The organism is Frankia canadensis, assembly GCF_900197875.1.
GTDB classification, from domain to species: Bacteria; Actinomycetota; Actinomycetes; order Frankiales; family Frankiaceae; genus Frankia; species Frankia canadensis.
Genome location: NZ_FZMO01000307.1, coordinates 1 through 4,080, shown reverse-complemented (window position 1 = coordinate 4,080; position 4,080 = coordinate 1). Strand labels below are relative to the sequence as shown.

Sequence of the window (4,080 nt, the reverse complement as noted above, 5' to 3'; positions counted from 1 at the left end):
GCCCCAGCCCCAGCCCCCGTTCACGTGCCCGTCCAGCGTCTGCTCGGGGAGACCCGCTCCGCGGTGGCGCGTGCCGCCTCGCGGGCCAGGTCGCCGGGTGTGGCCGGCGGTCGGGACCAGTCGCCGGCGCCTGCCGGGGCGGCGACCGCCCGCCCGCCCCGCCGGAGTTGGCTGTGGCGGGTGATGGCGCTGGGTGCCGTGTCCTCGGCGCTCGCCACGACCGGCGTCGTCACGGCCCTGGACGGCCTGCGGGACAGCGCGGACGCGTCGGTCTCCCGGGAGGCGGCCGGCTCGGCGATCCGGCTGCTGGACGACGAGCCGGAGCTCGCCAGACAGTTGGCCGTGGCCGCGTTTCGCATCTCGCCGACCTCGATGGCCGCGGGTGCCCTCGTCGAGGCGGGCGAACGCCGGATCACCGCGTCCGCCGGCTCCGTGCATAGCGTCGCGCTCAGCACCGACGGCCGCTACCTCGTGGCCGCCGGGGACACCGGCGCGTCGGTCTGGGACATCGCCGACCCCGCGGCCGCCCGGCGGGTGGCGGACCTTTCGGCGCAGACCCCACCGGTCGACCGCCGCCGGCTCGCCGCCGACGACGCGCGTGGACGCGCGACCGCCCCGCCGACGGACGACAGCCCGCATGCCACCGTTCCCGCGGAACTCGCCCGCCCCGCCGCCATCTCCCCGTCGGCGCGGACGGCACGCTCGGAGCTGCGGGCCGTCGTGGTCGTGCCGCGGGCGGCGGCCTCGGCCTCCTCGACGGCCGCGCCGGCGCCGGACACCGTCGTGACGGCGGGCGCCGACGGCGCGGTCCGGCTGTGGCGGCTGGACCCACCGCGGATCATCGCGGGCAGCGGTCTCGACCAGGTCCGGGCGGCACCCGTCCAGGTCGCGGCACTCGCCGCGGTGAGCGCGCACATCGGTGCGGTGACGGCACTCGCCGTCGGCGGGGACGGCCGGACACTCGCGTCGGCCGGCGCGGACGGTGCCGTCCGGCTCTGGGACGTCAGCGACCCGCGGGCGCCTCGGTCCCGCGCCGTGCTACGCGAGCCGTCGGCCGCGACGACCCTGGCATTCACCCCGGACGGACGCTCCCTCGTGCTGGGCGGCCCAGGCCGTCTGGCCGTCTGGGACGTGACCGACCCGGCCGCCCCCCGGCTGCGCGCCGAGCGGCTGGCGAGCCCCGATCCGGGCGCCGATCCGAGCACGGGCACCGAGCCGGTGGTCGTGGACGGCCTGTCCGTCAGCCCGGACGGGCGCTGGTTCGTGGCGACGAACACCTCGGGCGGGCAGGCCCGGGCCGAGGTGTACGGACTCGGCGATCCGCGCGGGCTGCGCCGGCTCGCCACGATCGACGGTGTCGGCGCCGAGAATCCCGTGCCGACACTGTCCGCGGACGGCCGGGTGCTCGCTCTCGGCGATCCCGTCGGGGAGCTGGCCTTCTGGGACATGACCCGGCCGGCCGGCCCGGTGCGCCGCGCGGCCGTCCCGGTCGGCACCGACATCGGCGCAGGGGTGTTCGGACCGGCCGGGCGCGCGGGCACCCTGGTGGTCAGCACTGGTGGCGTGGTCCGACTGTGGCAGCTCGATCTGGGTGCCGCCCAGGACGAGGCCTGTGCCCGCGTCGGCGACCAGATCACCCGGACCCAGTGGCGCACCTATCTCGGCCACCGTCCCTACGAGCCACCCTGCGGCTGAGACACGACCGGACCTGCGAGCTCCGGGCCGTTCGGGTCCTCCGTCCGGTCTCACGGGCCCGCTGCCCGGGCCATCCTGATACCCGATCCCTGATAAGGGAATGCGTTCCGCGGAACGCGATCGCCATCGGCGGCCCCAGTTCGCGACACGGACGGCGCGTGAGGCTGCCACAACGCTGCCACGCCCCGGCTCAGCGGCTGAAGTGGCGGGCCGCGCCGTAGCCGGGGCCCTGCTCGGGGCGGCCGGTGCGCGACGTCCACCGCCACTGCACCGAGATGCGCGGGCCGACGTGACCGGGGACCCGGGGAACCGCGTGCAACCAGTCCGCCTGCGCCCGGCCGCCGAGGACGATCAGGTCGCCGCCGGAGGGGTACAGGTCCCGGCCGCCGGGCGCGTGCGGGTCGTTGAGCAGTCGCCGCCCCGCCGTCAGATGACGGGACCTCACCAGGAACGGTCGGCGCGCACCGAGGGTGAGGATGGCGATGATCGTGTCGTCGAGCCAGCGCATCTCGCGGTCGCGATGCGGGCCGACCGCGTCGTTGCCGTCCCGGTAGAGGGACATGCCGAAACCGTCGAAGTCCACGCCGTAGGTGCGCCGCAGCCGGCGGTACGCGGCCAGCAGCGGCGGGAACGGCACCGGACCGCCGCGGGGGATCCAGGCGCTCAGCCGCGGCTCGGTCACCTGACGCTCGTAGCGCCACATCGTTCCCTGCCGCCACGACAGGCCGTCGCGCATCGCCTGATACAACTCGTCGGCGTCGGGCAGCCAACCGCGGGTGACGTCCACCCACGACCGGTCGTCCAGCCAGATTCGCTCCGTCCGCTGCGCGGGGCTGCCGGCGGCGTCGGTCATGGGGCCGACGCTACCTCTCGCCCGAGACCGCGGCGCCGCGACGAGTTTCGAGGGGCCCACCGCCGAACGGCGTAACGTGCGTGATCAGGAGGCGTTGACGTGATGAGCTTCAGGCCGGCATGACCGGTCGTATCCCCGAGGCCCCCGCCGGGAAGGGCGAGGCGGCCGGCCTCGACCGTGATGTGCACCGACTCACGGAGATCGTCACTCGGCTGCGCAGGGTCCTGCGCACCAGCATCCGCACCGAGTACGCCTGGGAGTCCCTCCCGATGGCGCAGGTGGAGCTGCTGCAGTGCCTGGCCGAGCGGGAGAGTACCCGGGTCGGTGAGCTGGCGGTCCTGCTGCGCCTCGCCCCCAACAGCGTCTCGACGCTGGTGCAGCAGCTCGCCGACGTCGGCTACCTGCACCGGGAGCGGGATCCCGCCGACCGGCGGGCGGCGCTGCTGCGGCTGACCCCGGCGGGCGCGGCGGCGCTCGCCGGGTGGCAGCGGGCCCACGAGCGGCGCCTGGGCATCGCCCTGGGGCGGCTGGCCGAACGGGACCGCGCCGCCATCATGGCGGCGCTGCCCGCGCTGTCGAACCTGGTCGAGGAACTGGGAGACCGGGGCGGCGAGCCGGCGAGCTGAGCCCGGCGGCTGGAGGCGGCCCGGTGGCCGGATGGCCGGCAGCCGGTGGGCGCGGGCCAGGCGTCAGGAACGCACGAGCCGCGCGATCGCCGCGGTCGCCTCGCGCAGCTTCTCGTCGGCGACCGGGCCGCCCTGCGCCGCCGCGTCGGCGACGCAGTGCGCGAGGTGGTCCTCCAGCAGGCCGAGGGCGACGGACTGCAGGGCGCGGGTCGCCGCCGAGACCTGGGTGAGGATGTCGATGCAGTACTTGTCCTCGGCGATCATGCGCTGGAGCCCGCGGACCTGACCCTCGATGCGCCGCAGCCGGGCGGTGTACTCGTCCTTGGAGTTGGTGTAGCCGTGCATCCGCCGCGCGCCTCCCCCAGGGTGAACTACCCCCCTACGGTACCCGCGCGGCCAGCGGGTCGGGCCGATCCCTCGCGAGGTACGCCCGCCAGCCACCGTGCTCGGTGATGTCCACCGCGCCGTCGACCGCCACGGACTCGCACAGGAAGCCGAGGGTGGGCCCACCGGCGAGCTCGACCGTGCCGATGGCCAGCGGGGACGGGACGCCGAGCAGGAAAGCGCCGACCGCCGCCGCCGGCAGCCGCCACACCTCGGCCTCCACCCGCGCGCCGCCGTCGGCCACCCGCAGCAGGCCGGGACGGCCGGCGCCGAGTCCGGGGGCCCGATCGGGGCCGGTGACGGCCGCGGAGTCACGTCCGGGTCCGGGATCGCGGCCGGGTTCGGGCAGCGCGTACAGGCGGTAATGGGGCAGGGTTCGGTCCGGCCGCAGCAGGACGGCGCCGAGCCGGACCAGCTCGGCGTTGCGGGGCTGGCCGCTCAGGTGCGCGCCGACGACGGCCAGATCGAGGAAGCCCGGCGGTGTGCCGGGGGAGAGAGTCGTGCGGGGGGAGGGTGGTGTGC

Annotated in this window: 5 protein-coding genes; 2 read left to right on the top strand and 3 right to left on the bottom strand. The window is 76.2% G+C overall.

What is annotated here, in order from left to right:
- Positions 1-1,695 (top strand): WD40 repeat domain-containing protein (locus C1A33_RS21515; RefSeq protein WP_480014658.1); only part of this gene is annotated, 1,695 nt, incomplete at its 5' end.
- A 190-nt stretch (positions 1,696-1,885) separates the two neighbouring features.
- On the opposite strand, the gene C1A33_RS21510 is transcribed toward C1A33_RS21515, so the two are convergent.
- Entirely contained in the window at positions 1,886-2,548 is a 663-nt protein-coding gene (locus tag C1A33_RS21510; protein WP_101833210.1) for an alpha-ketoglutarate-dependent dioxygenase AlkB, read from the bottom strand.
- 119 nt (positions 2,549-2,667) lie between these two features.
- On the opposite strand from C1A33_RS21510, the gene C1A33_RS21505 reads away from it, so the two are divergent.
- Positions 2,668-3,174 (top strand): MarR family winged helix-turn-helix transcriptional regulator, encoded by a 507-nt coding sequence (locus tag C1A33_RS21505; RefSeq protein ID WP_101833209.1) that lies wholly within the window; start codon positions 2,668-2,670, stop codon positions 3,172-3,174.
- Between the two features lie 63 nt (positions 3,175-3,237).
- Here the strand turns inward: C1A33_RS21505 and C1A33_RS21500 are convergent, their stop codons facing one another.
- Together C1A33_RS21500 and C1A33_RS21495 are read right to left on the bottom strand one after the other, a co-directional pair.
- Positions 3,238-3,519, bottom strand: coding sequence for a metal-sensitive transcriptional regulator (locus C1A33_RS21500; RefSeq protein WP_101833208.1), 282 nt, complete (start codon positions 3,517-3,519; stop codon positions 3,238-3,240).
- A 34-nt stretch (positions 3,520-3,553) separates the two neighbouring features.
- On the bottom strand, positions 3,554-4,080 hold a 527-nt coding region (locus C1A33_RS21495; protein WP_423748117.1), incomplete at its 5' end, for an allophanate hydrolase-related protein.